We start from the raw sequence: 20,717 nt of genomic DNA, 5'->3' as shown, positions 1-20,717 counted from the left end.
CAACGGCGGAGCACGGGCTGCCGCCCTCACCCTCGTCCCCCGAAACCTGGACCCCGGCCCTTGGGTCCCGTCGTCGGAAGGCGGCAGGACCCGGGCCGTCGCCCGGTGAAGGGGACGGCCGCCCCCAACCCTACCGGCCCATATGTACGGGGGTCAGTGCTCAGGTGACTCAACTGGCGCCGAAGTGACCAGTTCTGTCAGTACTCCGTGACAATCCTTGGGGTGCAGGAACGTGATCCGTGACCCCATGGAACCCCGTCGCGGCTCGTCGTACAGAACGCGTACGCCCTTGTCCTTGATCGCGGTCGCGTCGGCGTCCACGTCCGCCGTACCGAAGGCGATGTGGTGCACCCCCTCGCCGTTCTTCGCCAGCCACTTGGCGACGGTGGAGTCCTCCCGGGTCGGCTCCAGGAGCTGGAGGTAGGAGGCGCCGCCGTCGTCCGTGCTGTTGATCCTGAGCATGGCCTCGCGCACGCCCTGCTCCTCGTTGACCTCGGAGTGGTACACCTCGAAGCCGTACGTGGCCCGGTAGAACTCGACGGTCTTGTCGAGGTCGAAACAGGCGATCCCGATGTGGTCGATTCGCGTCAGCATGGTGTCAGTGCAGCGCTCCGCGCGCCGTTACGCAACGTGCCAGCGATCACACTCACCGCCCGGTGACGGCACGGAGTGCCACTCAGTACATTCGAAGTAAACCCTCGTTCACTCCTCGGCCGTGCAGGCCGGATAGGGGATCGCACCTCATGACTGGAACGAACGGCAGGACCTCGGTGATCGTCGCGGGCGCTCGGACGCCCATGGGGCGGTTGCTCGGGTCGCTGAAGTCCTTCTCCGGAGCCGACCTCGGCGGCTTCGCGATCAAGGCCGCCCTCGACCGTGCGGGGATCGGTGGCGACCAGGTGCAGTACGTGATCATGGGCCAGGTGCTCCAGGCCGGGGCAGGGCAGATCCCGGCACGCCAGGCCGCGGTCAAGGCGGGCATCCCGATGAACGTGCCCGCCCTCACGATCAACAAGGTGTGCCTGTCGGGTCTGGACGCCATCGCGCTCGCCGACCAGTTGATCCGCGCCGGTGAGTTCGACGTGGTCGTCGCCGGTGGCCAGGAGTCCATGACCAACGCCCCGCACCTGCTGCCGAAGTCCCGCGAGGGCTACAAGTACGGTGCGATCCAGATGCTGGACGCGATGGCGTACGACGGGCTGACGGACTCCTTCGAGGGCATCGCCATGGGCGAGTCCACCGAGAAGCACAACACCCGCCTCGGCATCCTCCGTCCGGAGCAGGACGAGTTCTCCGCGCTGTCCCACCAGCGGGCGGCCGCCGCGCAGAAGAACGGCGTCTTCGACGCGGAGATCACCCCCGTGGAGATCCCGCAGCGCAAGGGCGAGCCGGTCGTCTTCAGCCAGGACGAGGGCATCCGCGGCGAGACCACCGCGGAGTCGCTGGGCAAGCTGCGGCCGGCGTTCGCCAAGGACGGCACGATCACCGCGGGCTCGGCCTCGCAGATCTCGGACGGCGCCGCGGCCGTGGTCGTGATGAGCAAGGAGAAGGCCGAGGAGCTGGACCTCCAGTGGCTCGCCGAGATCGGCGCCCACGGCAATGTCGCCGGACCGGACAACTCTTTGCAGTCGCAGCCGTCCAACGCGATCCAGCACGCCCTGAAGAAGGACGGCCTGGACGTGGCGGACCTCGACCTGATCGAGATCAACGAGGCGTTCGCGGCGGTCGCCGTACAGTCAATGAAGGACCTCGGGGTGTCCCCGGAAAAGGTGAACGTCAACGGCGGCGCCATCGCCCTCGGCCACCCGATCGGCATGTCCGGTGCCCGTCTCGTCCTCCACCTCGCGCTGGAGCTGCGGCGGCGCGGCGGCGGTGTCGGCGCGGCCGCGCTGTGCGGCGGCGGCGGTCAGGGTGACGCGCTGATCGTGCGGGTACCCAAGGCCTGAGGCCTTCCCCTCCCAGGTGTACGTGGCTGTTCGGAACGGAGCTGTGATGCAGGACGTCCCCACGCTGGTGGCCCAGGCCAGGGAAGGGCGGCCGCGTGCCGTCGCCCGGCTGATCTCCCTGGTGGAGGGGGCGTCCCCGCAACTGCGCGAGGTGATGGCGGCGCTGGCCCCGCTGACCGGCGGGGCGTACGTCGTCGGTCTGACCGGTTCGCCCGGCGTGGGCAAGTCCACGTCCACGTCGGCGCTGGTCACCGCGTACCGGCGGGCCGGGAAGCGGGTCGGTGTGCTGGCGGTGGACCCGTCCTCGCCGTTCTCCGGGGGCGCGCTCCTCGGTGACCGCGTCCGGATGTCGGAGCACGCCTCCGACCCCGGCGTCTACATCCGCTCCATGGCGACCCGGGGCCACCTCGGCGGCCTCGCCTGGGCGGCGCCGCAGGCGATCCGCGTCCTCGACGCGGCGGGCTGCGACGTGGTGCTGGTCGAGACGGTCGGTGTGGGCCAGTCGGAGGTGGAGATCGCCTCCCAGGCCGACACGTCCGTGGTGCTGCTGGCGCCGGGCATGGGCGACGGCATCCAGGCGGCCAAGGCCGGGATCCTGGAGATCGGGGACGTCTACGTCGTCAACAAGGCGGACCGGGACGGCGCCGACGCGACCGCGCGGGAGCTGAACCACATGCTCGGGCTCGGGGAGTCGCGGGGGCCCGGCGACTGGCGGCCGCCGATCGTCAAGACGGTCGCGGCGCGGAGCGAGGGCGTCGACGAGGTCGTCGAGGCGCTGGAGAAGCACCGGGCGTGGATGGAGGAGCGCGGGGTGCTCGCGGAGCGGCGGCTGACGCGGGCGGCGCGGGAGGTCGAGACGATCGCGGTGACCGCGCTGCGGGAACGGATCGGGGACCTCCACGGAGACCGCCGGCTCGGCGCGCTCGCGGAGCGGATCGTGGAGGGGGAGCTGGACCCCTACCGGGCGGCCGACGAACTCGTCGCCGGCCTGACGGAGGGGTGACGGCGCCCGGCAGCTCGGGGCCCGCTGTCGTACGGCGGGTGCGGGTGCGTGGTGGTTCCTCGCGCGGCTCCCCGCGCGCCTGAAGGGTGGGCCTGCGGCCCACCCTTCGTCCTCACCGCCCACGGCCCGAGCGGCGCAGCCGTCAGTCGTTCGTGCGGTCGGCCGTGACCTTGCCCGTGTCCAGGGCGACGCGCCAGTCACTGCCCGTGCCGTTCGCGGCGGTGGTGTCGACCTCCCACGCCTTGTCCCGGCTCTCCTCGTCGAGGTCGACGGAGGTGACCGTGCCCTTCGCGGCGGCGGCCTCCGCGGCCTCCGCCGCGGTCACCGAGCTGCCCTTGAGCGCGTCCTTGATCTGCGCGGTCTCGGCGGCGTCGTCACCGTCGTCGTCCTTCTCGGTGTGCGAGCCGAGGACCTTCCCGGTGGCCGGGTCGATCTGGATGCTGTGCCAGGCGCCGCCGCCCGTCAGCACGTCGACGTCCCACACGTGGGTCGTGCCCTCGTCGTCCAGGTCGGCGGAGACCGCCGTACCGGACGTGTGCTTCAGCGCCGCCTTGATCGCCTCGGCGGCGGTGATCTGCGCGGCCTTGGCGTCGGCCGCGTTCTCGGCCTTGTCCTCGGCGTCCTCGTCCGTGTCGCGGGCGGCCCGGTCCTCGGCGGCGTCCTCCGCGTTGTCCTCCGCCTTGTCCTGGGCGGTGTCGTCGGTGTCCTGGGCGTCGTCGCGGTCGTTGTCGTCGTTCGACACCGTCACCGTCTTCTTCGTCGGCGCCTCGTCGTCACCCGCGACCGCGATGGCGGTCGCGGTGCCTCCGCCGATCAGGGCGGCGGCCGCGACGGTGGCGATGACGATGTTGCGCTTCATGGGATTCCTCCGGAATGCGACTGGTTGCGAGTGCCTCGTCTGCTTTCGACGGGAACCAATCTGTCCCAGCGACGCTGAAGCGGACCTGAAGCCCCCTGAAGACCGCTTCAGGTTCGCTTTGCCAAGCTGAGCGCATGCGCCTGTTGATCGTGGAAGATGAGAAGCGGCTCGCCGTGTCCCTGGCCAAGGGGCTGACGGCCGAGGGCTACGCGGTGGACGTCGTCCACGACGGCCTGGAGGGTCTGCACCTGGCGAGCGAGGGCGTCCACGACCTCGTCATCCTCGACATCATGCTCCCCGGCATGAACGGCTACCGCGTGTGCGCCGCCCTGCGCGCCGCCGGCCACGACATGCCGATCCTGATGCTCACCGCCAAGGACGGCGAGTACGACGAGGCCGAGGGACTCGACACGGGCGCCGACGACTACCTCACCAAGCCGTTCTCCTACGTGGTCCTCGTCGCCCGGGTGAAGGCGCTGCTCAGGCGGCGCGGCCCGGCCGGCGGGGCCTCGCCCGTGCACTCGGTCGGCGAGCTGAGGGTCGACACCGCCGCCCGGCGCGTGTTCCTCGCCGACGACGAGGTCACCCTGACCGCCAAGGAGTTCTCCGTCCTCGAACAACTGGTGCTCAGAGCCGGTGAGGTCGTGTCGAAGTCCGACATCCTGGAGCACGTCTGGGACTTCGCCTACGACGGCGACCCGAACATCGTCGAGGTCTACATCAGCGCCCTGCGCCGCAAGCTGGACGCGACGCTCATCAAGACCGTCCGGGGCGCCGGGTACAGACTGGAGGCCCGTCCGTGAAGCGCCGTCTGGGCTCCGTACGGGCCCGTGCCACCCTCGCCGCGACCGTCGTCGTCGCCGTGGCCCTGGTCGCCGCGGGCGCCGCCGTGCTGCTCTCGCTGCGGTTCACCCTCGTCGACAAGGCGGACGTCGAGGCCGACTCCGTGGCGCGCAGCGCCGCCTCGGCGCTGGCGCACGGCTTCGCGTACGACAAGCTGAACCTGCCGGACGGCGACGAGAACCCCGTGGAGATCCTCGACCGGGAGCAGAAGCCGGTGGTGGTCGGCGAGGACGTCGAGGGCATGAGCGTGAGCGCCGTCGCCTCGGAGCGGCTGAACTCCGAGACCAACGACGACGCCGACGACCGGGCGGAGGGCGACCGGGAAGCGGAGGACGCGGACCGCCTGAAGGCCGGCCAGGTCGCCGACGAGACCTGGTACGGCGAGGGCACGGCGACCGTCGAGGGGAAGACGGCCGAGTACCGGTTCGCCGCCGTCGACGTGATCACCAAGGGGGGCGTTCCGCTCACCGTCTACGCGGGCGCGCCGCTCGCCGTCGAACAGGACGCCGTGCACACCGCGTTGACGACGATGCTGATCGGGCTGCCGCTGCTCCTGCTGACGGTCAGCGCCGTGACGTACCTGGTGACCCGGCGGGCGCTGCGCCCCGTGGAGGGCATCCGCGTCGAGATGGCCGCCATCACCGCCTCCGAGGACCTCGCGCGACGCGTCCCCGAGCCGGACACCCACGACGAGGTGGCCCGCCTGGCCCGTACGACGAACGAGACGCTCGCCGCGCTGGAGAGCTCGGTCGAACGCCAGCGCGCGTTCGTCGCCGACGCCTCGCACGAACTGCGCAGCCCCATCGCCTCGCTGCGCACCCAGCTGGAAGTGGGCGCCGCGCACCCGGAACTCCTGGACCTGGACGGGGCCCTGGAGGACACCGTACGGCTGCAGAGTCTCGCCGCCGACCTGCTGCTCCTGGCCCGCCTCGACGCGGGGGAGCGTCCGCCGCCGGACGCGCGGTTCGACCTCGCGGCCGTCGTCCGGGAGGAGGTGGACTCCCGTCCGGGGGTGGCCCTCGACAGTCCGGCGGCGCTGGAGGTCGGCGGTTCCCGCGGCCAGATCTGCCGGGTCCTGGGCAATCTGCTGGACAACGCCGCCCGGCATGCCCGCGACCGGGTCGCCGTCACCCTGCGCGCCGAGGCCGGCGAGGCCGTCCTCCAGGTCGCCGACGACGGCTCGGGGGTCGCGCCCGCCGACCGCGAGCGGATCTTCGAACGCTTCGTCCGTCTGGACGAGTCCCGGGCCCGCGACGACGGCGGCGCCGGCCTGGGCCTGGCCATCGCCAGGGACATCGCCCGGCGCCACGGAGGCACCCTGACCGTCCGGGAAGCCCAAGAAGGCGGCGCCCTCTTCGAACTACGCCTCCCGAGGGAGACGTACCCGAGGGAGACCTGAGGGTGCCTTCTCCGAGCCACGGCGCCCCCGGGCAACCCAGGGGCGCGGGGAACTGCGCGACCGGCCACGGCGAACCCGCAGCCGACACCAGACCCGCAGCCCCACCCCCGTGGTCCCGGCCCCCGAGCGGAGCGCTACGGCTTGCCGCGATGGCTGCGCAGGTGCTCCGCGACCGGCGTGAGCGACTTGTGCAGCTCCTCCAGCGCCTCCTCCGGCAGCAGGTCGATGAAGTGCCGCCGGACCGACGCCACATGGTGCGGCGCCACCTTCTGCATGGTCTCCAGACCGTGCTCGGTGAGCACGGCGAACAGACCGCGCCGGTCGGACTCGCAGTTCTCCCGGCGCACCAGGTTCGCGTTCTCCATGCGGGTGATCTGGTGCGAGAGGCGGCTCTTGGACTGGAGGGTCGCGGAGGCGAGGTCGCTCATCCGCATCCGCAGACCCTCCGACTCGGAAAGGTTCACCAGGATCTCGTAGTCGTTCATTGTCAGGCCGAACGGCTGCAGATCCCTTTCGAGCTGGTGCGTCAGTAGTCGGTTGACGTCCAGATGGGTGCGCCAGGCGCACTGCTCCGCATCGGTCAGCCACCGCGTGGCCGTCTCGGTCTCCATGAATGAAGTCTACCTAAAAGGTTGAAAGGTGAACTAGTGAGGGTTGTGGTGGTAGGGGTCGGAAAACGACAGCGCGCACACGTTCGATGTCACACTCCGCAGACTACCGCTCACAGCCCGAAGCGACGCTGGAGGTCCCCCAGCTGTCCGGGAAGACGCGGTGCGCCGCCTTGCTGTCCGTAGTGGCCGGGTACCCCTCCGCCGCCGGGTACGCCCGGCTCGTGCGGCACCGTCCCCGTGGCCTGCTCGGCCATGAGGGTCTCGGACGACTGGAGCAGTACCGTGCCCGCCCCCACGAACTCGAACTGGTGCTCCTCGCCGGAGGCGCCGCCGATCCCCGTCAGTGCACGTAGACCGCCCATTACACCGGTCATGTACCCGTGGTCGTAGTGGTGGCACGGGGAGGGGCAGTCGGCCCAGCCGACCAGGGCCTGCGGATCGACCCGGATGGGGGGTTCCATGAACACCACCGGGCCGTTGGAGGCGGCCACGAACTTGCCGGTTCCGATCAGCGTCAGGAACCCCGGAACGATGGACTGCTTCAGCGCGAGACTTGGCTGAAAAGCGAGGAGGTTGCCGGAGCGAATGGTCAGGTTGCCGTCGTCCAAGTCATACGAATTGACGTCGAAGGCCCGGTCGGCCAGGAGCATTTTCCCGGAGCCCTCGGCGACGACCCAGTCGCTCGCGTGCAGAGGCGAATGAAAGGACGTACGGACAAGGCGGTCCAGTCGGCCGTGTCCGACGCCGTTGAACTCCATCTGCCCGTAGTAGGCGATCATCTTCCCCTTCTGCAGGAACCACTGGCTTCCCTTGAGCTCCACGCAGAAGGTGTAGTTGTTGACGTTGTCGTCGCTCGGCAGCGTCATCGGGTCGAAGACCGTCGGGCCGGCGACAGGGCCCCCGTACATGCTCACAGCTTCTCCTCCGAGGCCTGGACGTACACCACGCCGTTGCCGCTCAGCTCCAGCTGGAACGCCTCGCCGGAGCCGCGGCCCACCATGTCGCGCCAGCCGAGCGCGGTGGACAGCTTGTTGCGGACGTCGCCGTGGTGGGCGACGTACGCCTGGGGGTCCACGTGGACCGGGCGGTGGGGGGTGATCGGGACCTCGATGACTCCGCCGTGCGCCATCACGGCGACCGCGCCGTGCCCCTGGAGGGTCGTGGTGAACAGGCCCTGCCCGGTCACCTGGCCGCGGACCATGCCCATGACGCCGCCCTGCGAGCCCATGAACATCGTGCCCTGCTGGAGGGTGCCGTCGAAGGCCAGCAGACGGTCGGCCTCGACGTAGAGCGTGTCACCGGTCAGGTTGATCACCTGGATGTGGTGGCCGCCGTGCCCGAACAGGACCGTGCCCGAGCCCTCGACGGTCATCAGCGGCGTCGCCTCGCCCGCGACCCGGCGGCCGATCATGGACCCGATACCGCCCTGGCCGCCCTGGATGTTGGGCGTGAAGGACACCTCGCCCTTGTAGGCGAGCATCGCCCCGCGCTGGCTGAACAGCCGCTGGCCGGGCATGACGGTCGCCTCGATCATCTTCGAGTTGATCTCGCGGAAGGGCATCTCACACGTCTCCCGCGATCGTGTTGCGCTCGCTCGGCTGGACATAGACGAGGCCGTCGCCCTCGAAGCGCATCTGGAACGCCTCGCCGCCGCCCTCCCCGAGGAGCGTGCGGAACGTCACACCGGACTGGAACGACTGCTGGAGGTTGCCCTGGTGGGCGATGTACGCCCCCGGGTCCACCGTCAGCGGGTACTGGTGGCTCACGCGCAGCACCACCGCCGGGCCGTCGGACATGATCGCCGCCTGGCCGTGGCCTTCTATCGTCGTGGTGAACAGGCCGTTGCCCTGCGAGGCGCCGCGCAGCCCCGTGAAGCTCGTGCCGGTCCGCAGCCCGGAGTCCGTCGCGAGCAGATTGCTCGACTCCACGTACAGCTTGTCCCCCTGAAGATTCACGAGGTTGATCTCGGAGGCCCGGTCCGCGAACCAGCAGGTCCCCTGCCCGGTGACCTCCATCAACGTCATCTGTTCACCCGTGAGGCGCCGCGTCACCATTCCCCGCAGGCCCTCACCACCGCCGCTCAGCTTCTTGAACGACATCTGACCGTCGTACGCGACCATCGAGCCGTTCTTCGCCTTCACGGCGTCCCCGGTCATGTCGACGGCGAGCACCTTGCTGCCTTGAAGTCGGAACATTGCCACGGGGTGAAGGTAACCGGCCGATGGCCGGACAGGACAGGGTCCAGAGGGTGATCTCGACCCCGAAGGGACCCCTGGGGCATTCGGGAGGTTGACGGATGCCAGAATGGACAGCGCTTGTGCATGCGTTCACAAAGCTCGACGACGCCCGCCGACCCCACCCGAAGGTGACCCGTGGACATCAAGACCGCCTCCGCCCTCCGCCGCCTGCGCCTCGTCTCCGCCCCCGAGGCCGTCTCCTTCCTGCTGCTGCTCGTCTGCTCGGTGCTGAAGCGCACCACGGAGTTCAACGCGGTGCCCGTCATGGGCTGGGTCCACGCCATCCTGTTCATCCTGTACCTGGTCTTCTGGGCCGACGCCTGGAACCGCGCGAAGTGGTCGCTGAAGACCGCCGCGCTCTACTTCGCCCTCTCCGTGCTGCCCGCCGGCGGCTTCTTCGCGGAGCGCAGGCTGCGCCGTGAGGCCGAGGACGCGGTGATCGCCTCCCGCGCCCGCAAGGAAGGGATCGTGAACGCGTGATCGTCGCCTTCTCCGTGACACCGCTCGGCGTCGGCGAGGACGTGGGGGAGTACGTCGCCGACGCCGTCCGTGTCGTCCGCGCGTCGGGGCTGCCGCACCGCACCGACGCGATGTTCACCTCCATCGAGGGCGACTGGGACGAGGTCATGGACGTCGTCCGCCGCGCCGTCGCCGCGGTCGAGGAGCGCGCCCCGCGGGTCTCCCTGGTGTTGAAGGCGGACATCCGCCCCGGCGTGACGGACGGCCTCACCTCCAAGGTGGAGACGGTCGAACGCCACCTAGCCGAGTAGCCCGCCTCCGCTCGTCGGCGACAGGCCCGGCGGGCATCCGCGGCCAGTGCACCCCGGTCCGTCGGGCCGGGGTGCACTGCTGCTGCCCCGGGTGACCGAAAAGCGAGACGGGGCTGACCAGCATGTGACCGGCCGGTAAGGTCGATGCCGTGCCGAAGCCGCTCAGCCTCTCCTTCGATCCCATCGCGCGCGCCGACGAGCACTGGAAACAGCGCTGGGGAAACGTCCCGTCCATGGCCGCGATCACGTCGATCATGCGTGCCCAGCAGATCCTGCTGGCGGAGGTCGACGCGGTCGTCAAGCCGTACGGGCTGACCTTCGCGCGCTACGAGGCGCTGGTGCTGCTCACCTTCTCCCAGAAGGGCGAGCTGCCGATGTCGAAGATCGGCGAGCGCCTGATGGTCCACCCCACGTCGGTGACGAACACGGTGGACCGGCTGGTGAAGTCAGGTCTCGTCGCCAAGCGCCCCAACCCCAACGACGGCCGCGGCACCCTCGCCTCGATCACCGACAAGGGCCGCGAGGTCTGCGACGCCGCGACCCGTGACCTCATGGCGATGGACTTCGGGCTGGGCGCCTACGACGCCGAGGAGTGCGCGGAGATCTTCGCGATGCTCCGCCCCCTGCGCGTGGCGGCCGGCGACTTCGAGGAGAGCTGAGCGGCGACCGCCGGGGTCAGGCCGCGGCGGTCTCGGTCGCCGGGTCGTCGATGACGAGGGGCTCGGCCTCGCGGGTGATCCGGCGCTCGACGAAGAAGGCGGCGGTGGGCACCGTGCCCGCGAGCAGGACCCACAGAAGGCGCCCGACCGGCAGCTTCATCTTGTTGCCGAGGTCGAAGGCGAAGACCAGGTACAGCACGTACAGCCAGCCGTGGGCGAAGCCCACCACGGTGACGAAGGTGTCGAAGCCGTCCAGGCCCAGCACGCGCTTCCCGATCACGCCCGCCGTGAGCAGGATCAGCAGCACGGCCGTGACGAGGGCCAGCACTCGGTAGCGGGTCAAGACGCTCTTCTTCATGCCGTTGAGCGTAACGGGTGCTTCCGGGGATCCCGCGGGCGCGTCCTGACCTGCACCACTATCATTTACTAGGACGTCCTAGTAATTTGGGGGTATGGACGCTGACGCCATCGAGGAGGGTCGCCGTCGTTGGCAGGCCCGGTTCGACGCCGCGCGCACGCGCGAGGCCGACTTCACCACCCTGTCCGGCGATCCGGTGGAGCCCGTGTACGGCCCCCGGCCCGGGGACGTGTACGACGGGTTCGACCGGATCGGCTGGCCGGGTGAGTTCCCCTTCACCCGGGGGCTCTATCCGACCGGCTACCGGGGGCGGACCTGGACGATCCGGCAGTTCGCCGGGTTCGGCAACGCCGAACAGACGAACGAGCGGTACAAGATGATCCTCGCCAACGGCGGCGGGGGCCTGTCCGTGGCGTTCGACATGCCCACGCTCATGGGGCGGGACTCCGACGACCCCCGCTCGCTGGGCGAGGTCGGCCACTGCGGCGTCGCCATCGACTCCGCCGCCGACATGGAGGTCCTCTTCAAGGACATCCCGCTCGGGGACGTCACGACGTCCATGACCATCAGCGGGCCGGCCGTCCCCGTCTTCTGCATGTACCTCGTCGCCGCCGAGCGGCAGGGCGTCGACCCGGGCGTGCTGAACGGCACCCTGCAGACCGACATCTTCAAGGAGTACATCGCCCAGAAGGAGTGGCTCTTCCAGCCCGAGCCGCACCTCAGGCTCATCGGCGACCTCATGGAGCACTGCGCGGACCGCATCCCCGCGTACAAGCCGCTGTCCGTCTCCGGCTACCACATCCGTGAGGCCGGGGCCACGGCCGCGCAGGAGCTGGCGTACACCCTGGCCGACGGCTTCGGGTACGTGGAACTGGGGCTCAGCCGCGGGCTGGACGTGGACGTGTTCGCGCCGGGGCTGTCCTTCTTCTTCGACGCGCACGTCGACTTCTTCGAGGAGATCGCCAAGTTCCGCGCGGCGCGCAGGATCTGGGCCCGCTGGATGCGCGACGTCTACGGGGCGCGGACCGACAAGGCCCAGTGGCTGCGGTTCCACACCCAGACCGCCGGTGTCTCGCTGACCGCGCAGCAGCCGTACAACAACGTGGTGCGCACGGCGGTGGAGGCGCTCTCGGCGGTCCTGGGCGGGACCAACTCCCTGCACACCAACGCCCTGGACGAGACCCTCGCGCTGCCCTCCGAGCAGGCCGCCGAGATCGCGCTGCGTACGCAGCAGGTCCTCATGGAGGAGACCGGCGTCGCCAACGTCGCGGACCCGCTGGGCGGTTCGTGGTACGTCGAGCAGCTGACGGACCGTATCGAGGCCGACGCGGAGAAGATCTTCGAGCAGATCAAGGAGCGCGGGCTGCGGGCCCACCCCGACGGGCGGCACCCGATCGGGCCGATGGCCTCCGGGATCCTGCGGGGCATCGAGGACGGGTGGTTCACCGGCGAGATCGCCGAGTCGGCCTTCCGCTACCAGCAGGCCCTGGAGAAGGGTGAGAAGCGCGTCGTGGGCGTCAACGTCCACCACGGCTCCGTCACCGGCGACCTGGAGATCCTGCGCGTCAGCCACGAGGTCGAGCGCGAGCAGGTGCGGGTGCTGGCCGGGCGGAAGGCCGCCCGCGACGACGCGGCGGTGCGGCGCGCGCTGGACGCCATGCTCGTCGCCGCCCGGGACGGGTCGAACATGATCGGACCGATGCTGGACGCGGTCCGCGCGGAGGCCACGCTGGGTGAGATCTGCGGGGTCCTGCGGGACGAGTGGGGTGTCTACACCGAGCCCGCGGGCTTCTAGGCGCCGTTCGGGGAGGGGGTGCGCGGGCGCCGGCCGGTCGGCGCGGACGCCGGCGCCCCCTCAGTCCGCCGTTCCGCTCAGGCCCACCAGCAGGAGTCTGGTGAAGGCGCGCACCCACTGCTCGTCGGCCGGTTCGGCGCTCACCAGCGTGCGGTGGACCACCGCGCCGGCCACCACGTCGAAGATGAGGTCGACGGTCGTCGGGTCGGAGTCCGGGGGGAGTTCGCCGCGCGCCTGGGCGCGGGCGCGGCCCTCCAGGACCAGCCCTTTCTGGCGCTCGACGATGGACGCGCGGATGCGCTCGCGCAGCGCGTCGTCGCGGGTCGACTCGGCGATGACGGCCATCAGGCCGCTGCGCGCCTCGGGGCGGGCCAGGATCGCGGCGAACTGCAGCACCACGCCCTCGATGTCCGCCGCGAGGCTGCCCCGGTTGGGGATCTCCAGCTCGTCGAAGAGTTCGGCCACCGCGTCGACCACGAGCTCGTTCTTGCCCGCCCAGCGGCGGTAGAGGGTCGTCTTGGCCACTCCGGCGCGCGTGGCCACGTCGCCCAGCGTCAGCTTCGACCAGCCCAGCTCCACGAGAGCCTCCCGGGTGGCCGCCAGGATCGCGGCGTCCGCCGCGGCGCTGCGCGGACGCCCCGTGGCGCGGGAGGCGGGGGTGCGACTCTCCATGCCGCCGACCATATCCGGCCGTTCTTCGGCGCCCAGGGATGTCGTGCCCGGTGCCGTGAGGCAGATCACCGGGGAGTGGGTACATACGAGTCGCGGGTGCAGTTACGCTACGGGTCGTAGCGAAAGCTCGGGCATCAGGGGGACGGTCGGCTTCGCGACGCTTTTCACGCGCGCGCCCGGAGGGGGGAGGATGTACTCATGCAGCCACGGAACATGTCCATGAGCGGAGTCGTCGACCTCGCCGCGGTGAAGGCGGCCCAGGAGGCCAAGGCGAAGGCGGAGCAGGCGCGTGCCGAAGCGGCCCGGCAGGGTGGCCGAGGAGCGGTCTCCCCGGCCGACCTGGTCATCGACGTCGATGAGGCCGGGTTCGAGAGGGAGGTCCTCCAGCGCTCCACCGAAGTGCCCGTCGTCATCGACTTCTGGGCCGAGTGGTGCCAGCCCTGCAAGCAGCTCAGCCCGGTGCTGGAGCGGCTGGCCGTCGACTACAACGGCAAGTTCGTCCTCGCCAAGATCGATGTCGACGCGAACCAGATGCTGATGCAGCAGTTCGGGATCCAGGGGATCCCCGCGGTGTTCGCCGTCGTCGCCGGGCAGGCGCTGCCCCTCTTCCAGGGAGCCGCCCCCGAGCAGCAGATCCGCGCCACCCTCGACCAGCTCGTGCAGGTCGCCGAGCAGCGCTTCGGCCTCACCGGCCTCGTGGTCGACCCCGAGGCCGAGCCCGGCGCCGTCGAGCCGTCCCCGCAGATCCCGGCCGGCCCCTACGACCATCTGCTCGCCGCCGCCGTACAGGCCCTGGACGCGGGCGACTTCGGCGGCGCGGTGCAGGCGTACAAGAACGTGCTGAGCGACGACCCGGGCAACATCGAGGCCAAGTTGGGCCTCGCGCAGGCCGAGTTGCTCCAGCGGGTGCAGGGCATGGACCCGCAGGAGGTGCGCAAGGCCGCGGCGGAGAAGCCCGCCGATGTGCAGGCGCAGATCGCGGCCGCCGACCTCGACCTCGTGGGCGGGCATGTGGAGGACGCCTTCGGGCGGCTCGTCGAGACGGTCAAGCGGGCGGCGGGCGACGACCGGGAGACCGTCCGGCTGCGGCTGCTCGAACTGTTCGAGGTCGTCGGGTCCGACGATCCGCGGGTGGCCGCGGCCCGCCGGGCGCTGGCGCGGGCGTTGTTCTGAGACGGGTTCCGGAGCGCGTCGCGCAGACGCGTTCCGGTTCTCCTTATGCGCCCACGCCTCGGCGTGGGCGCACGGCTGTGAGGTGCCGGAACGCGTGTCGCCGGAGTGAGAGATTTGGCGACACAGCGACATCCCGGCCGCGCTTTACCAAATCTTGGTAATCCAAGGCGCTGTTACTGGCAGTAAGAGAACGGCGTCGATGTGTCGGAATCTGTCCGACTGTCAACCACTCTGTCGCCTCACGGGGGGCGACCCAGGGTCGCTGCCCGATGCCAATGGGTCGTTGTTCGGTTATCCGTCCGTTACTAGCGAGTAACGAACCCCCTTGCGGGGGCGGCGAGAATGCACCACGATCGGCGACGCTCGGTCCAATCCCGTACCCCGCCGGCCAGTCGGGTCAACGGGTTTTCTGGGTCCCCACCGAGTAGAGCCGGCGACAGTGGCGTCGTCTCTTGGACAGGGGGGTCTCCGCCAACCGCGGAGCCTGTCCAGCAGGTTGTGCGTGATGCGTGTCAGGCGCGACCAGTGGTTGTCGCTCGGGGGTGATCGCCGGTGATTCGGACGCTTAGGCGCCACCGAGCGCGGGCGCTCCCCATTCCCGAGGACGTAGCACTTCTCCCATCCCTGCCCGGCCGAGCCGCCGTCAAGGGGCGAGCCGGTGCCAGGAGATGTACGTCCGAGAAGGAGGAAATATGGAGTCCCAGGTGCGTGGCGGGACCAGATGGAAGCGGTTCGCTGTGGTCATGGTGCCCAGCGTCGCCGCCACGGCAGCGATAGGTGTCGCCCTCGCGCAGGGCGCTCTCGCCGCGTCGTTCAGTGTGTCGGGCCAGTCCTTCAAGGTGACGGCGGGGCAGCTCGAAGGTCAGGGCTTCTCGCAGTACGGGGCGCTCGACGAGGGTTACACCCTCAAGGGTGAGAAGACGGTTCACCCCGTCGCCGTCTCGGCCTTCAAGAAGGCCGAGATCACCAACATGTGCCAGTCGGTCGTGACCCCCGGTGTCCCGTTGCTCGGCAGCGTCAGCCTCAAGCTGACCGCCGGTACCGGTGGCAAGAAGGTCGAGGCCGAGAACCTCTACATCGACGTCGAGGACCTCTCGGCCGATGCCGTCTTCAAGGGCATCGACATCGGTGTGGCGGCCAAGGACGCCAACAAGGGTCCGGGCATGAAGGGTGGCTCGGAGCAGGCCAACCCCTACGGGTTCGCCCAGCAGGCCGACTCGGCCACGCTGAGCGACGTGAAGCAGACGGCGTGGGCGACCACCGCCGGAACCTTCAAGCTGAGCAACCTCAAGATGTCGCTCCACAAGGGCACCGTGGAGTGCTACTGAGCACTCCCTGGGCGGGTGAGGGGGCCTGTGCTTCTTCGCCCGCCCGTCCCTCTCGCGGCGCGGGTCACCCCGCGCGCGACGTCCGTACGTGAAGTCCCGTACGCGCGCCTCGTACTACGCGTCGTACGCGAACTTCTCACAGCAACACCGTTCCAGGGAGCTGTTGTCCATGAGCGCCGAGTCAACGGGGCAGAACGAAGACTATCTCCGCGCCTTTCGGCGGCGCTTCCGCGACTGGAGGGGCTCTCGTCCCTTCTGGGCGGGCCTTCTGGTACTGCTCGGCGGTTTCCCGATCATGTACCTGCCGTACGCGAACCTGCAGCTCGGTCACCTCACGCTCGCCATGTCGACGACGGCCGGCGCGGGTTCCCTCATCATCGGCGTGTTGCTTGTGGTGCTCGGGGTCAGTCTGTGGTTCCAGCGGCACGTACGCACCTTCGCCGGTACGGCGGCGATCCTCCTGGCGCTCGTGTCCATCCCGGTCTCCAACTTCGGTGGCTTCGGTGTCGGCTTCATGCTCTCCCTGATCGGCGGCGCGCTGGCCATCGCCTGGGCGCCCGGTCACGAGGAGGAGCGGGTGTCGTCCACCTACAAGACCCCGTCGCGCGCCGCGGCCGCGCCGGACACGGCTCCCCAGGGCACGGCCTCTGAGAACACGGCACAACCAGGTGCGGTCCCCCTGGTCAAGGGCGACGCCCCCGAGCCCGCGACGGCGGACTCGACGAGCGGGGCGGCCTACGGCGAGGGCGACGACCTGTCAGGTACCACCCCCACGAACGGGACGAACGGGAGGCACAGTGCCGGCTGACAAGGTGACCCACGGGACTTCGGTGGGAGAGTCCCGTGCGAGAACCGGACCGCGGCACGCGGCGCCCAAGAAGCCCCTTCTCACCCGGCTGAACGTGCCGGCGGGCAAGGCGATAGCCCTGGCGGCGATGCCGACGGCGGTCCTCATGGGCATGGGCTTCACGCCCACCCTGGCCCGCGCCGAGGACCCGACGAAGCAGAGCCTGACGGCCGACGAGTACAAGGACTGCGTGGCCGCCCTGGAGGCCGCCGACGAGGACACCGACACGTCCGCCTCGCCCACCCCCACCCCGTCCGCCTCCGCACCGGAGGGCGGCGACACGTCCTCGGACGACGGCGCGCAGGACGAGGACACCTCCACCGGCGACACCTCCACCGGCGACGGTGACGGCGACACGGCGACCGGCGGCGACTCCGCGGACGACGACACCTCTTCGCCGGATTCAGGTTCCGACGACAAGGGCGACGCGGACGGGTCCACCACGGACCCCGCCGACAAGTCCGCCTCCGACGCGACGGCCACCCCGTCGCCCACGCCCTCCGCCGAGGAGGCGGGCGGCGGCAACGTCCTGGAGGACATCGGCGACGCGCTCGAGGACATCTTCGTGCCCGAGAAGGACACCGAGGACACCACCCCCGAGCCGTCCACCACCCCGTCCCCCTCCGCCTCCGACGACACCGCCGGTGACACGGGCTCCGACACCGGCAAGGACTCGGGCAAGGACGCCAAGGACACGGCCGACGACGCCACCGGCAAGGTGACCGACACGGCCAAGGACGTCACGGACACGGTGAAGGACACCGCCGACGACGCCGACGACACGGCCGGCGACGCCACCGCGACCCCGAGCCCGACCCCGTCGCCGAGCGAGAAGGTGAACGCCGACGACTGCCCGGTCGCCACCGAGGACGAGAGCGGCGTCGAGCAGGGCATACCCGCGCTGCCGAACGACCCCTGGTACCTCAACGCCAGCTCCCTGCTGCTCAAGGGGGCCGACTACAAGGGCATCGTCAAGGTGCGGACCGCCGACGGCTCGGTCAAGGAGGTGCTGAAGTACGTCATCTCCGACGGCACCGACATCGGCGACCTCCACCAGACGGTCGAGGACAAGCAGGCCGGCGTCACCTACCACGTGCAGGCACGCAAGGGCAGCACGTCCACGATCCGCGACGGCAAGACGATCATGTACACCGAGAGCATCTCGGGCAATCTGCTCGGTCTGATCCCGGTGACCTTCGACCCCAAGCACCCGCCGCCGCTGAACATCCCGCTGATCTACTTCACCAACGTGAAGGTGGTCCAGGCGGGCCAGTTCGGCGGGACGCTCACGGTCCCCGGGCTGCACCAGTTCACCACCGACTGAGACCGCGCACGGCCCGCCGAGCGCCGCACGGACCCGTCCGGGAGCCGCAACAACACCGAGGGCGCCCCCTGCTCGCAGGAGGCGCCCTCGGTGCTGTCGTACGGCGTCGGCGCGTCAGTCGCGGGCGCCGCCGCCCAGGTGGTGCACCCGGACCATGTTCGTGGTGCCCGGCACGCCGGGGGGCGAGCCGGCGGTGATGACCGCGATGTCGCCCTCGTTGAAGCGGTTCAGCTTGAGCATCTCGTGGTCGACCAGGTCGACCATCTCGTCGGTGCTGTTCACGAACGGCACGACGTGCGACTCGACGCCCCAGCTGAGCGCCAGCTGGTTCCGGGTCGACTCGTCGGTGGTGTACGCGATGATCGGCTGCGACGCGCGATAGCGGGAGAGCCGGCGAGCGGTGTCACCGGACTGCGTGAAGGCCACCAGCGCCCGGCCGCCGAGGAAGTCGGCGATCTCGCAGGCCGCGCGGGCGATCGAACCGCCCTGCGTACGCGGCTTCTTGCCCGGCACCAGCGGCTGGAGGCCCTTGGAGAGCAGCTCCTCCTCGGCCGCCGCGACGATCTTCGACATCGTGCGGACCGTCTCCAGCGGGTACGCGCCCACGCTGGACTCCGCCGACAGCATGACCGCGTCCGCGCCGTCCAGGATCGCGTTGGCGACGTCGGACGCCTCGGCGCGGGTGGGGCGGGAGTTGGTGATCATCGACTCCATCATCTGGGTCGCCACGATCACCGGCTTGGCGTTGCGGCGGCACAGCTCGATGAGCCGCTTCTGCACCATGGGGACCTTCTCGAGCGGGTACTCGACGGCCAGGTCGCCACGGGCGACCATCACGCCGTCGAACGCCATCACGACGTCCTCCATGTTCTCGACCGCCTGCGGCTTCTCCACCTTGGCGATGACGGGGACCCGGCGGCCCACCTCGTCCATCACCTTGTGGACGTCCTGCACGTCGTCGGCGTCCCGTACGAAGGAGAGGGCCACCAGGTCGCAGCCCATGCGCAGCGCGAACCTGAGGTCCTCGACGTCCTTCTCGGACAGCGCGGGCACGTTCACCGCGGCGCCGGGCAGGTTGATGCCCTTGTGGTCCGAGATGACGCCGCCCTCGACGACCTCCGTGCGCACCCGCGGGCCGTCGACCTCGATGACCCGCAGCTCGACGTTGCCGTCGTTGATGAGGACCTGGTCGCCGGCGGAGACGTCACCGGGCAGGCCCTTGTACGTCGTACCGCAGATGTGCTTGTCGCCCGGCACGTCCTCGGTGGTGATGGTGAACTCGTCACCGCGCACCAGCTCCACCGGGCCCTCGGCGAAGGTCTCCAGACGGATCTTGGGGCCCTGGAGGTCGGCGAGGACACCGATGGCCTTGCCGGTCTCGGCACAGGCGGCCCGGAGCCGGTCGTACCGGCCCTGGTGCTCGGCGTGGCTGCCGTGGCTGAAATTGAAGCGGGCGACATTCATGCCGGCTTCGATCAGGGCGACAAGCTGCTCGTGGGAGTCGACCGCGGGGCCGAGAGTACAGACGATTTTCGAACGGCGCATGGGGCGATCCTATCGGTTTGTTTCACTGCGGAATATTCCGTCTGGCGGAATGCACATGGGCGGCTATGCGCTCAATCGTGTTACCGGCGTGTATTTCCCGACTGCTCCTTGCTCATTTGTCGACCAGGGCGTACGTCTGTGCTGCGATCTCCAGTTCCTCGTCGGTCGGCACGACCGCGACGGCGACCCGGGCGCCGGCCGGCGAGATCAGCCGGGGCTCGTCGCTCCGCACGGCGTTGAGGCCGGCGTCCACCGCCGGGCCCAGCGGTTCCAGGCCCGCGAGGGCGGCCTCGCGCACGCGTGCCGCGTTCTCGCCGACCCCCGCGGTGAACGCGATCGCGTCCACCCGGCCGAGCACCGCGCAGTAGGCGCCGATGTACTTCTTCAACCGGTGAATGTAGATGTCGAAGGCCAGCTTCGCGCGCTCGTCGCCCTCGTCGATACGCCGGCTTATTTCCCTCATGTCGTTGTCGCCGCACAGCCCGATGAGACCGCTCTTCTTGTTGAGGAGAGTGTCGATCTCGTCCGTGGACATTCCGCCAACGCGCATCAAATGAAAGATGACGGCCGGGTCCATGTCTCCCGAGCGCGTACCCATCACCAGCCCCTCCAAAGGCGTCAGCCCCATGGAGGTGTCCACGCACCGGCCCCCGCGCACGGCCGACGCGGACGCCCCGTTGCCGAGGTGCAGCACGATGACGTTCACGTCCTCCGGGGCCTTGCCCAGCAACTCGGCGGTGGCCCGCGAGACATACGCGTGCGAGGTGCCGTGGAAACCGTAGCGGCGCACCCGGTGGGCGTCGGCGGTCTCCACGTCGATCGCGTAGCGCGCCGCCGACTCCGGCATCGTCGTGTGGAACGCGGTGTCGAACACGGCGACCTGCGGCAGGTCCGGGCGCAGCGCCTGAGCCGTGCGGATGCCCGTCAGGTTCGCCGGGTTGTGCAGCGGCGCCACCGGGATCAGCCGTTCGATCTCGGCGAGCACGGCGTCGTCGATCACCGTCGGCTCGGTGAAGCTCTGCCCGCCGTGCACCACCCGGTGCCCGATGGCGGCCAGTTCCGGGGAGTCGAGGCCGAGCCCGTCCTTGGCGAGTTCCTCGGCGACGGCCTCCAGGGCGGCCGCGTGGTCGGCCATCGCGCCGGTGCGCTCGCGGGTCTGGCCGCCGTCGGTCAGCGGGGTGTGCTTCAGCCGGGAGCCCTGCTCGCCGATGCGCTCCACCAGGCCCACGGCCAGCCGGGTGCTGTCCCGCATGTCGAGCAGCTGGTACTTCACCGAGGAGGAGCCGGAGTTGAGGACGAGGACGCGGGTGGCGGTCACGGTGGTGGTATGCCTTCTGTCGTCGGTGGG

General features: G+C 70.0%; 22 protein-coding genes. 12 read left to right on the top strand and 10 right to left on the bottom strand.

Annotation, left to right across the window (positions count from 1 at the left end; all coding sequences use genetic code 11):
- Window positions 1-153: 153 nt before the first annotated feature.
- On the bottom strand, window positions 154-594 hold the full coding sequence (gene mce, locus ACZ4Z2_RS26380) for a methylmalonyl-CoA epimerase (RefSeq protein ID WP_468079217.1): 441 nt from the start codon (window positions 592-594) through the stop codon (window positions 154-156).
- Window positions 595-743: 149 nt separating this feature from the next.
- Here mce and ACZ4Z2_RS26375 point away from each other — a divergent pair, with 149 nt between their 5' ends.
- Together ACZ4Z2_RS26375 and meaB are read left to right on the top strand one after the other, a co-directional pair.
- A complete protein-coding gene (locus ACZ4Z2_RS26375; protein ID WP_468079216.1) occupies window positions 744-1,946 on the top strand; it encodes an acetyl-CoA C-acetyltransferase in 1,203 nt (400 codons plus the stop codon).
- A gap of 46 nt (window positions 1,947-1,992) precedes the next feature.
- The gene (gene meaB / locus ACZ4Z2_RS26370) at window positions 1,993-2,949 is read left to right on the top strand and encodes a methylmalonyl Co-A mutase-associated GTPase MeaB (RefSeq protein WP_468079214.1); all 957 of its coding nucleotides are present in this window, start codon (window positions 1,993-1,995) and stop codon (window positions 2,947-2,949) included.
- A 142-nt stretch (window positions 2,950-3,091) separates the two neighbouring features.
- On the opposite strand, the gene ACZ4Z2_RS26365 is transcribed toward meaB, so the two are convergent.
- The gene (locus tag ACZ4Z2_RS26365; protein WP_468079212.1) at window positions 3,092-3,808 is read right to left on the bottom strand and encodes a PepSY domain-containing protein; all 717 of its coding nucleotides are present in this window, start codon (window positions 3,806-3,808) and stop codon (window positions 3,092-3,094) included.
- A 134-nt stretch (window positions 3,809-3,942) separates the two neighbouring features.
- On the opposite strand from ACZ4Z2_RS26365, the gene ACZ4Z2_RS26360 reads away from it, so the two are divergent.
- Window positions 3,943-4,611 carry a response regulator transcription factor gene (locus tag ACZ4Z2_RS26360; protein ID WP_468079210.1) on the top strand — a complete coding sequence of 223 codons (669 nt, stop codon included), beginning with the start codon at window positions 3,943-3,945 and terminating at the stop codon, window positions 4,609-4,611.
- Window positions 4,608-6,050 (top strand): sensor histidine kinase, encoded by a 1,443-nt coding sequence (locus ACZ4Z2_RS26355; RefSeq protein ID WP_468079208.1) that lies wholly within the window; start codon window positions 4,608-4,610, stop codon window positions 6,048-6,050. Before ACZ4Z2_RS26360 ends, ACZ4Z2_RS26355 begins: the two co-directional genes overlap by 4 nt.
- 134 nt (window positions 6,051-6,184) lie before the next feature.
- On the opposite strand, the gene ACZ4Z2_RS26350 is transcribed toward ACZ4Z2_RS26355, so the two are convergent.
- The 4 genes from ACZ4Z2_RS26350 to ACZ4Z2_RS26335 all read right to left on the bottom strand — a co-directional run bounded on the left by ACZ4Z2_RS26350 (window position 6,185) and on the right by ACZ4Z2_RS26335 (window position 8,856).
- Window positions 6,185-6,661 carry a MarR family winged helix-turn-helix transcriptional regulator gene (locus ACZ4Z2_RS26350; protein ID WP_468079207.1) on the bottom strand — a complete coding sequence of 159 codons (477 nt, stop codon included), beginning with the start codon at window positions 6,659-6,661 and terminating at the stop codon, window positions 6,185-6,187.
- A 110-nt stretch (window positions 6,662-6,771) separates the two neighbouring features.
- Entirely contained in the window at window positions 6,772-7,569 is a 798-nt protein-coding gene (locus ACZ4Z2_RS26345; RefSeq protein WP_468079365.1) for an AIM24 family protein, read from the bottom strand.
- A gap of 2 nt (window positions 7,570-7,571) precedes the next feature.
- A complete protein-coding gene (locus ACZ4Z2_RS26340; protein ID WP_468079206.1) occupies window positions 7,572-8,222 on the bottom strand; it encodes an AIM24 family protein in 651 nt (216 codons plus the stop codon).
- A gap of 1 nt (window position 8,223) precedes the next feature.
- Window positions 8,224-8,856, bottom strand: coding sequence for an AIM24 family protein (locus tag ACZ4Z2_RS26335; protein ID WP_159776404.1), 633 nt, complete (start codon window positions 8,854-8,856; stop codon window positions 8,224-8,226).
- A 177-nt stretch (window positions 8,857-9,033) separates the two neighbouring features.
- Between ACZ4Z2_RS26335 and ACZ4Z2_RS26330 the strand changes: the two genes are divergently transcribed.
- The 3 genes from ACZ4Z2_RS26330 to ACZ4Z2_RS26320 all read left to right on the top strand — a co-directional run bounded on the left by ACZ4Z2_RS26330 (window position 9,034) and on the right by ACZ4Z2_RS26320 (window position 10,327).
- Window positions 9,034-9,378, top strand: a complete 345-nt coding sequence (locus ACZ4Z2_RS26330) for a DUF3817 domain-containing protein (protein ID WP_468079205.1) — start codon at window positions 9,034-9,036, stop codon at window positions 9,376-9,378.
- On the top strand, window positions 9,375-9,668 hold the full coding sequence (locus ACZ4Z2_RS26325) for an MTH1187 family thiamine-binding protein (RefSeq protein WP_468079203.1): 294 nt from the start codon (window positions 9,375-9,377) through the stop codon (window positions 9,666-9,668). The genes ACZ4Z2_RS26330 and ACZ4Z2_RS26325 overlap by 4 nt, the downstream gene beginning before the upstream one ends.
- 149 nt (window positions 9,669-9,817) lie before the next feature.
- On the top strand, window positions 9,818-10,327 hold the full coding sequence (locus ACZ4Z2_RS26320; RefSeq protein ID WP_468079201.1) for a MarR family winged helix-turn-helix transcriptional regulator: 510 nt from the start codon (window positions 9,818-9,820) through the stop codon (window positions 10,325-10,327).
- Between the two features lie 16 nt (window positions 10,328-10,343).
- Here the strand turns inward: ACZ4Z2_RS26320 and ACZ4Z2_RS26315 are convergent, their stop codons facing one another.
- Window positions 10,344-10,685 (bottom strand): DUF3817 domain-containing protein, encoded by a 342-nt coding sequence (locus ACZ4Z2_RS26315; RefSeq protein WP_390950323.1) that lies wholly within the window; start codon window positions 10,683-10,685, stop codon window positions 10,344-10,346.
- A 94-nt stretch (window positions 10,686-10,779) separates the two neighbouring features.
- On the opposite strand from ACZ4Z2_RS26315, the gene ACZ4Z2_RS26310 reads away from it, so the two are divergent.
- Window positions 10,780-12,480, top strand: a complete 1,701-nt coding sequence (locus ACZ4Z2_RS26310) for an acyl-CoA mutase large subunit family protein (protein ID WP_468079199.1) — start codon at window positions 10,780-10,782, stop codon at window positions 12,478-12,480.
- Window positions 12,481-12,540: 60 nt separating this feature from the next.
- On the opposite strand, the gene ACZ4Z2_RS26305 is transcribed toward ACZ4Z2_RS26310, so the two are convergent.
- On the bottom strand, window positions 12,541-13,152 hold the full coding sequence (locus ACZ4Z2_RS26305; protein WP_468079197.1) for a TetR/AcrR family transcriptional regulator: 612 nt from the start codon (window positions 13,150-13,152) through the stop codon (window positions 12,541-12,543).
- Between the two features lie 198 nt (window positions 13,153-13,350).
- Between ACZ4Z2_RS26305 and ACZ4Z2_RS26300 the strand changes: the two genes are divergently transcribed.
- The 4 genes from ACZ4Z2_RS26300 to ACZ4Z2_RS26285 all read left to right on the top strand — a co-directional run bounded on the left by ACZ4Z2_RS26300 (window position 13,351) and on the right by ACZ4Z2_RS26285 (window position 17,824).
- Window positions 13,351-14,325 carry a tetratricopeptide repeat protein gene (locus ACZ4Z2_RS26300; protein ID WP_468079196.1) on the top strand — a complete coding sequence of 325 codons (975 nt, stop codon included), beginning with the start codon at window positions 13,351-13,353 and terminating at the stop codon, window positions 14,323-14,325.
- Between the two features lie 692 nt (window positions 14,326-15,017).
- Window positions 15,018-15,653 carry a DUF6230 family protein gene (locus ACZ4Z2_RS26295; RefSeq protein ID WP_468079195.1) on the top strand — a complete coding sequence of 212 codons (636 nt, stop codon included), beginning with the start codon at window positions 15,018-15,020 and terminating at the stop codon, window positions 15,651-15,653.
- Window positions 15,654-15,822: 169 nt separating this feature from the next.
- Window positions 15,823-16,461 (top strand): DUF6114 domain-containing protein, encoded by a 639-nt coding sequence (locus tag ACZ4Z2_RS26290; RefSeq protein ID WP_468079192.1) that lies wholly within the window; start codon window positions 15,823-15,825, stop codon window positions 16,459-16,461.
- The gene (locus tag ACZ4Z2_RS26285; protein WP_468079191.1) at window positions 16,451-17,824 is read left to right on the top strand and encodes a hypothetical protein; all 1,374 of its coding nucleotides are present in this window, start codon (window positions 16,451-16,453) and stop codon (window positions 17,822-17,824) included. Before ACZ4Z2_RS26290 ends, ACZ4Z2_RS26285 begins: the two co-directional genes overlap by 11 nt.
- A gap of 114 nt (window positions 17,825-17,938) precedes the next feature.
- Here ACZ4Z2_RS26285 and pyk read toward each other — a convergent pair whose 3' ends face one another.
- On the bottom strand, window positions 17,939-19,369 hold the full coding sequence (gene pyk, locus ACZ4Z2_RS26280; RefSeq protein WP_468079190.1) for a pyruvate kinase: 1,431 nt from the start codon (window positions 19,367-19,369) through the stop codon (window positions 17,939-17,941).
- A 112-nt stretch (window positions 19,370-19,481) separates the two neighbouring features.
- Window positions 19,482-20,687 (bottom strand): acetate kinase, encoded by a 1,206-nt coding sequence (locus ACZ4Z2_RS26275; protein ID WP_468079188.1) that lies wholly within the window; start codon window positions 20,685-20,687, stop codon window positions 19,482-19,484.
- Window positions 20,688-20,717: the final 30 nt, after the last annotated feature.

It is taken from the genome of Streptomyces sp. NPDC030183 (assembly GCF_055573455.1).
The sequence above is the reverse complement of the archived record's forward strand: the minus strand, read 5'-3'. Positions and strand labels throughout refer to the sequence as shown.

What these genes read in the sequence shown, in the direction of transcription:
- mce (WP_468079217.1), bottom strand. Translation starts at nt 594, where the DNA reads ATGCTGACGCGAATCGACCACATCGGGATCGCCTGTTTCGACCTCGAC.
- ACZ4Z2_RS26375 (WP_468079216.1), top strand. Translation starts at nt 744, where the DNA reads ATGACTGGAACGAACGGCAGGACCTCGGTGATCGTCGCGGGCGCTCGG.
- meaB (WP_468079214.1), top strand. Translation starts at nt 1,993, where the DNA reads ATGCAGGACGTCCCCACGCTGGTGGCCCAGGCCAGGGAAGGGCGGCCG.
- ACZ4Z2_RS26365 (WP_468079212.1), bottom strand. Translation starts at nt 3,808, where the DNA reads ATGAAGCGCAACATCGTCATCGCCACCGTCGCGGCCGCCGCCCTGATC.
- ACZ4Z2_RS26360 (WP_468079210.1), top strand. Translation starts at nt 3,943, where the DNA reads ATGCGCCTGTTGATCGTGGAAGATGAGAAGCGGCTCGCCGTGTCCCTG.
- ACZ4Z2_RS26350 (WP_468079207.1), bottom strand. Translation starts at nt 6,661, where the DNA reads ATGGAGACCGAGACGGCCACGCGGTGGCTGACCGATGCGGAGCAGTGC.
- ACZ4Z2_RS26345 (WP_468079365.1), bottom strand. Translation starts at nt 7,569, where the DNA reads ATGTACGGGGGCCCTGTCGCCGGCCCGACGGTCTTCGACCCGATGACG.
- ACZ4Z2_RS26340 (WP_468079206.1), bottom strand. Translation starts at nt 8,222, where the DNA reads ATGCCCTTCCGCGAGATCAACTCGAAGATGATCGAGGCGACCGTCATG.
- ACZ4Z2_RS26335 (WP_159776404.1), bottom strand. Translation starts at nt 8,856, where the DNA reads ATGTTCCGACTTCAAGGCAGCAAGGTGCTCGCCGTCGACATGACCGGG.
- ACZ4Z2_RS26315 (WP_390950323.1), bottom strand. Translation starts at nt 10,685, where the DNA reads ATGAAGAAGAGCGTCTTGACCCGCTACCGAGTGCTGGCCCTCGTCACG.
- ACZ4Z2_RS26310 (WP_468079199.1), top strand. Translation starts at nt 10,780, where the DNA reads ATGGACGCTGACGCCATCGAGGAGGGTCGCCGTCGTTGGCAGGCCCGG.
- ACZ4Z2_RS26305 (WP_468079197.1), bottom strand. Translation starts at nt 13,152, where the DNA reads ATGGAGAGTCGCACCCCCGCCTCCCGCGCCACGGGGCGTCCGCGCAGC.
- ACZ4Z2_RS26300 (WP_468079196.1), top strand. Translation starts at nt 13,351, where the DNA reads ATGCAGCCACGGAACATGTCCATGAGCGGAGTCGTCGACCTCGCCGCG.
- ACZ4Z2_RS26295 (WP_468079195.1), top strand. Translation starts at nt 15,018, where the DNA reads ATGGAGTCCCAGGTGCGTGGCGGGACCAGATGGAAGCGGTTCGCTGTG.
- ACZ4Z2_RS26290 (WP_468079192.1), top strand. Translation starts at nt 15,823, where the DNA reads ATGAGCGCCGAGTCAACGGGGCAGAACGAAGACTATCTCCGCGCCTTT.
- pyk (WP_468079190.1), bottom strand. Translation starts at nt 19,369, where the DNA reads ATGCGCCGTTCGAAAATCGTCTGTACTCTCGGCCCCGCGGTCGACTCC.